The organism is Bacteroides sp. (genome assembly GCF_052357945.1).
In the GTDB taxonomy this organism is placed as follows: Bacteria; Bacteroidota; Bacteroidia; order Bacteroidales; family Bacteroidaceae; genus Bacteroides.
Map to the genome: position 1 here is coordinate 22,781 of NZ_DAWCXD010000060.1, position 6,877 is coordinate 29,657.

General features: G+C 40.5%; 4 protein-coding genes. All 4 read right to left on the reverse strand.

Annotated features, from left to right (window positions below):
• Window positions 1-8 precede the first annotated feature (8 nt).
• The 4 genes from ACT8YW_RS12400 to ACT8YW_RS12415 all read right to left on the reverse strand — a co-directional run bounded on the left by ACT8YW_RS12400 (window position 9) and on the right by ACT8YW_RS12415 (window position 6,829).
• Window positions 9-1,637, reverse strand: coding sequence for a SusD/RagB family nutrient-binding outer membrane lipoprotein (locus ACT8YW_RS12400; RefSeq protein WP_444105265.1), 1,629 nt, complete (start codon window positions 1,635-1,637; stop codon window positions 9-11).
• Window positions 1,638-1,642: 5 nt separating this feature from the next.
• Window positions 1,643-5,023, reverse strand: a complete 3,381-nt coding sequence (locus tag ACT8YW_RS12405; RefSeq protein WP_444105267.1) for a TonB-dependent receptor — start codon at window positions 5,021-5,023, stop codon at window positions 1,643-1,645.
• 213 nt (window positions 5,024-5,236) lie between these two features.
• Window positions 5,237-6,223: a FecR family protein gene (locus ACT8YW_RS12410; protein ID WP_444105269.1), complete on the reverse strand. Its 987-nt coding sequence runs from the start codon at window positions 6,221-6,223 to the stop codon at window positions 5,237-5,239.
• An 18-nt stretch (window positions 6,224-6,241) separates the two neighbouring features.
• Entirely contained in the window at window positions 6,242-6,829 is a 588-nt protein-coding gene (locus ACT8YW_RS12415) for an RNA polymerase sigma-70 factor (RefSeq protein WP_444105271.1), read from the reverse strand.
• Between the last annotated feature and the right edge of the window lie 48 nt (window positions 6,830-6,877).

Sequence of the window (6,877 nt, forward strand, 5' to 3'; positions counted from 1 at the left end):
ATACATCATTAATTATTCTTAGCCCACCACAAATCTTTAGCCATGTTATCCTGACCTCCCAAATAAGTGCTCACGGCAAATTGAATATTCTCTATATTATCATTATATTCAGAAGCTGGATAGGGGATGCGACGCGCACCTCTTTCTGAGTCAACCACTCCACCGCTCTTGTTACCGTCATCCGTAGCGGGCAAGAGGTTCGGGTAACCGGTACGACGGTAATCGGCCCAAGCTTCGTTACCTAGCTGCCAATTGGCAATCCATTTCTGAATAATGATACGTTCCTGCTTCTCTTCAGGAGTAGCATTTTCATTCCATTTTACAGTTAGCTTGGTTAACTCATCAGCGTATGAATTAAGTCCTTTGTTCGGGTCAGTATAAGAGATGCTGTTTTTAGTATCTTTGTTCATATATTGGTCTGCACCATCTACTCCCCATTGTTCGAAAGACAAACGGATGCCCTGCTCGTAAAAATCTTTGGCTTCGCCACCTGTATTGAATCCATAAATGGCTTTAGCTTCTGCACGGAGAAATGCGACTTCGGCAGCATTCATCCAGTAGAGAGGATCTGTAGGCTTCAGATTCACGCCGGAATATTTATGTCCTACTGTATTCAAGTCAGGAATCGAAATGCCTCTGCGCATACCTACATATTCATAACCATCCCATTCAGATTTCACAAAATATTTCTCACGACGGGGATCATTGTAACCATTCATGTAGCAAATAATATCAGCTGCAGCATGAGTATCACCACCTGTAAGACATTCTTTTTTGTCATCACTGTGAGAAAGAACATGGTTGTACTGGGTAGCCGTGTAAATTGGATTAGTTACTGAGCCGACAAAATACCTCCATGCGGCATTATCAGCGTTCTGTTCAATAACACCTCCGTATTGAGGATCCAATGCTTCTTCCACCATCTTTCGTGCAGTAGTAGGGTCAGCATTCACAATGCGCATGGCCAAACGTAATTTCAAAGAGTTGGCAAAACGAATCCATTTCTTTACATCTCCACTGTAAATATAGTCAGCAGATGCTGTCAGACGGTCATTCGACTGTTCGTTCATGATTTTGATAGAAGCATTCAGCTCTTCAAAAAATTTGGCATACACCTGTTGTTCGGAATCATACGGTGACTTAATAGAACCGTCAACACCAATTTGGGAATACGGAATCGGTCCGTAAGCATCGGTTACCCGATGCATAGCCGCCACCTTGATTACTTGAGCAATGGCCAGTGGAAGCGGATTATTGGTATTCTGAGATACAATTTCCACCACATTAAGGTTGGAGAATAATACAGGTAATACACGGTCGCTCTTCAAAAAGACACGTGTCCAGTCATCTGTCGGGTTATAGTTGGAAATAGTAGCTTTCCAGGTGGATTGTGAATCTGCAAAATAACCTCCCAAAGGACCGCCCAACAAACAGTCTGTAAACTGGGCCGTATTGACGTCTGGAGAAACTACACAACCGGCCAAGTTGTTCATGGCTGACCCCAATGCATAGTCATCTTCCGACAAATCGCCCGGCTGATAGGGATTTGAGTTGATCTCCTCAAACTTGCCTGTACATGATGAAGCTGTTACGGCAATCAGAGAACTTATGATAATTGTACTTAATATATGTTTCATACCTATTAAAATTTAAAATTCAAGCTAAAACCGACATTGCGTAAAGAAGGAATCATAAAGTTGTCCACACCCTGATAAAAGTTGCTGGTGGAAGCCACAGCTTCGGGATCAAACGGTGCCTTATTATAAATCATCCACAAATTACGTCCAACCAATGAAACTTTGATGTCGCATACATTGCCCAACCATTTGCGAGGAATGCTGTATCCAATAGATGCCTCTTGTAAACGGACATTGGTCGCGGAATAAGTGTAATATTGCGGAACCGCCTTGCTACCTACCGTGCTAAACCAAGCCTCCGGATCTACGCGATCGTTGCCATTGACTGTTACATACCCCAAGTCACGAGCATCAGCACTGAACTCAGATACACCGAAGTTATCAAGTACTGCTTGCGTGCGTGAGAATACAACACCGCCAAAACGGGCAGAAACCATAAATCCTACATGAATATTTTTCCAACTGAAGTCGTTGCGCCACGCCAGGTTGCCTTTGGGAAGTACACTGCCCAATTTTATATATTGATTGGGATCTTGAATGGACTGGGTATAGATTTTGTTATTTTCATCAATATAAATGGTTCCGTTAGCATCACGTTGCAAATCCATGCGTGAATATACATCCCCCATGCTGCCGCCTTCACGCAAGATGAAACGCATATCACCATATCCTCCCATATCCAAAGACGGGATGGAAAAAAGTTCTCCGGTTACAGGATTGATTGCATTATCGGCCAAGGTTTCAATCTTATTCTTGTTCATAGAATAAGTAAGACCACTGCTCCATGTGAAGTCACTCCAAGTGTTTTTAAAGTTTAAAGCCAATTCAACACCCTGATTACGTACAGCACCGGTTTGGATATACATCTTAGAATATTTGCTTACCGGAAGATTCGGGTTGAATGTTTGGTTTTCAGTCTTGGCATTGTAGTAGGTGGCATCCAGTTCAAAGTATTTCAAGAATCGTAGATTCATACCTATTTCAAATGAGTTGGTACGTTCCGGCTTCAGTGAATAGACCGGATATTGTGTCAATACGCTCCATTGTCCGGAAGATGAGTTCCATTCAAAACGAGGATTAGACAGATAACGCTGGAAAGCAGACCCTACAGACGCAAACGAACCGCGTACTTTCCAGAAGGAAAGATAATCCTTATTCAGATTAGGAAACAGTTCCGACAACACGGCAGATACACCCACTGAAGGATAGAAAAAACACTTGGAAGTGGAATTAGGACCAGCCAACTGGGAAGCCCAGTCATTACGGCCTGTCAAAGTGAGATAATAAGTGCTTTTATATCCCAATTCAGCAGAAGCATACACTGACTGCGTTTGTTCTCTCCAGCCTTCCTGCATCCGTTTGGCTTTGTTGCTCAAGTTCTGGATAGCAAAATAGTTGGTTAATCCCACTTGTTCGTCTGGATATGCATCTGTACCATCAGCTATACCACCACGTACACTCATAGCATCGGAACGGATATCATTGAAAGAACCACCGATGTTGGCACTTAACGTAAGTTCCTCACCGAAAGTCTTGTTGATGCTTACGAGAAAGTCGGCATAGAGTTGTTTGTCCTGCATCTTTGTAATACCATACAAACCGCGACTTGAATTTTCTGTCAGCTGGGTATTTGTGGACGCATAGAATTTTTCCGTGAAATCATTGTTTGAGTTATCCAGACGAACACGACCGGAAACAGTCAACCAGTCTAATAGTTTATAGCTTAAGTTTGCACTCAGCATATAACGGTCTTTTTTGTTTTCGCGGAGGTTACGGTAGTTGATCCAGTAGGGGTTCTGCATCGTCATACCGGCATCACCCACTGTCCAATTTTGAACATAGATTTTACGAGCCGGATCGTATACTTCATAGAGTTCCGCGTCCGCCCATTCGTTTCCGCGCGGATACAGGTAAGCACCTACCAACGGATTGTTGTATTCACCCTGGTTCACTACGTTACGGTCATTTTGCAGGATATAATTGGCCGCAATATCCAGCGTCATCTTATCATTTAGAAAAGAAGTTGTATTACGTACATTGAAGTTGTAACGTGCATATTTATTATTGGGAATATATCCCTTGGAGTTGATGGCAGCGGCTGAAGCGTAGGTCTGGTTCTTTTCCGTACCTGTAGAGAGTGAAACGCTTTCCGTATTGACAATGCCTGTTTGAAAGTAATCATCTTTAGGGTTATAACCGTAATAGTTAGACACACTCAATTTGTCTCCCCAGCTCTGAGAAGAACCGTCCACCCATTTGCCGCCTGTACCGGTACCATAGCGTGTCTGGAAACGGGGAAGTATAAAAGGTTGGTTAAATTCCATGCTTGTATTGACTGAAATGCTCACCTTTCCTTCCTTACCTTTTTTAGTGGTAATGATCACAGCTCCGTTGGCCGCTTCCGAACCATACAATGCAGCTGCGGCGGCACCTGTCAATACAGACATCGATTCGATATCTTCTGGGTTAATGTCTGCAATCGGGTCAGTAGTACCACGGGAATCAAATTCAGATTCCGATTCACGTGCATTGCGTCCGGAGAACATAGGAACACCATCAATAACATAGAGTGCATTGGAAGACTGCATAATAGATTTCGTACCGCGCATCACCACTTTTGAAATACCGCCTACTCCAGATGAAGATGCATTGATATTTACACCCGCCACTTTACCAGCCAATGCATTCACAAAGTTGGCATCCTTGTTTTGGGTAATGTCATCGTTCTTGATTTCCTGCACATTGTAACTCAGCGCCTTTGTTGCACGTTTGATTCCTAAAGCAGTAACAACCACTTCTTCAATTTGCTGTGCATCACTCGACAACTTCACATTTAAAGGGGTATTGTCCACAACGGCAATTTCTTGAGTAGTATACCCGATATAGGAAATCTGGAGTACCGGATTAGCTTCAGTCGTTACCAGCGTAAAGTTACCGTCCATATCTGTAATGGCACCAACATTTGTACCTTTCACCAATACGTTAACACCGATCAACGGTCCCATATCATCTGATACCCGACCTGTAATTTTACGCTCTTTTCCTTGTTGGTTTCCATTTTTAGGTGTCTGCTTATTTTCCGACAAATACACTACTCCTCCTTTAATTTTGAAGGAAACATTTTTTCCATTTAGCACAGTGTTTAATACCTGTTCTATGGAAGCATTGGATAATTGTACATTTTCTACCGCCAAGGATGCTAGCTTGTCATCGTAGAAAAAATTGTAACTGGACTGAGATTTGATTTGTTCAATAACCTTTCCCAAAGTTGTTCGGGAAGTGTTCAAATTCAGTTGGGCTAGCGAGCACTGAACAGAAAATGTCATGAACAACATCAATGAAGCCCGCAATAACCATGGGGCATGGAAAACATGACTGTGTTTCATAAACAAAATTTAAAATTAAACATTAATAGACTTCATCCCATAATTCATTTTTTACAGAACGATATTATTAATACAATTCACACAAAAAATATACTTACTCAAAAGAATACTTTTTTTTCATAAAAATGAAATTAAAAAAACTGTAAATAAAAACTGTGGTAATGTTTTTATTTACAGTTTTTTGAGGTTATCCTTTTCTAAATCTAACTAAATCTAAAACTTTGCGGACAGATAAACTCTATTGTCTTCTATTCTATACTTGATTGGTACGGCATTGCTTACTGAATTTAATACATCTTCTACTTTTTCCGATTTCATTAATGTGCCGGAATAGGTGCTTTTTGTATTCAAATCAGAAGAAAGCACAATGCTCACATCGTAATATTTTTCTAATGTCCGGGCAATGGTGAAAATGTCCGCACTTTCAAACGCAAAGGAATTATTGTGCCAATGTTCGATACCTGTATCAATCTGGCGGACCATCAATCGGTGGCTGACTCCATCCAGTTCGGCTTCTTGCCGAGGTGTCAATACAATCATACCTTCATTATGGTTTCCCTTCACTTCAATTTCGCCTTGTACTAAAGTGGCTATTGCTGAACAGTTGGCCTGATCGGTCTTCAAGTTAAAAATTGTGCCCAACACTCTGACCTGCATTGACTCACTATGTACGACAAACGGTTTAGAAGAATTCTTTTTTACTTCAAAATATCCTTCACCTTCCAGATGAACTTCCCTGTTATTCTCATCAAATTCTTTGGGATACCGGAAAATAGAATTCTTATTTAGCCATACCTTAGTTCCGTCCGGCAATGTTAGTTGCTCTACCTCATCACGTGTATTTACAGTCAACAAAGATTCTTTCTCTGTATTATATTTCAGAAAAGTAAGGTAAATTGTTCCACTCAACAGAATGATCCCGATAAATGTTGCTGCATACCGCATCCAACTGCTCAAAATCCAACTCTCGGATTTGCGTTTCCGCCCATTCTTCAAACGTTTGAACAGCATCTGTTCCGCCCTATCTACATCCGTAGCTCTTGTGCTGAACCCCGTTTTGCCTAACTGGTATAATTCTTCTATTGTGAATAATTCGAATGCATGCTCGTTTGACTCGTCCATCCATCTTTTTATTTCACAAAGCTCATTTTCAGTGCATTCATCCATCAGAAATTTTGCCAAAAGCTTTTCGTTTATCATACGTCTATCCTTGTTTATCTATAAAACAATTCTTTCGAAAAAATCACTTATTTTATAAGGTGAAAATATAGCTAATAAAACATAAAGATTGTCTAACTTGTTACGCAAGATTTTCAAAGCTTTATACACATGTGCTTCCACTGTTCGTTGGGAACACCCTATCATTTCAGCTATAGTCTTATTTTTCATTTCTTGCAAATAGCTTAACTTGAATATCAATTTACATTTATCCGGCAGTTCATTGATAGCTGCTACTATTTCATTTCTTAGTTCCTTATTTTCAATCTTTTTCATTACCTCATCATTATCAGGCTGATAAAAAGCGACTCTCTTCAGATGCAACTCTTGCTGCATGGTTTTATAGTTCTCTCTGACCTCCCTATGCTTTAATACATTTAAAGAGCGCGTATATACAGCCTTATATAAAAAAGCCTGTATCTGTTCGTCGGTAATTTTTGTCTTTTTTCTGTTCCATAATTCCACAAACACATCTTGCACCACATCTTCGGCATCGTCATCACCAACAATACGTTTGGCATAAAAAAGCAGATTAGCATAATACGTACGGAACAGTTTTCTATATTTTATTTCGAAATTATCATCCATCTGAAAATTTATACAAAAAAACAATACTTTGTATTATTGTTATTAAAT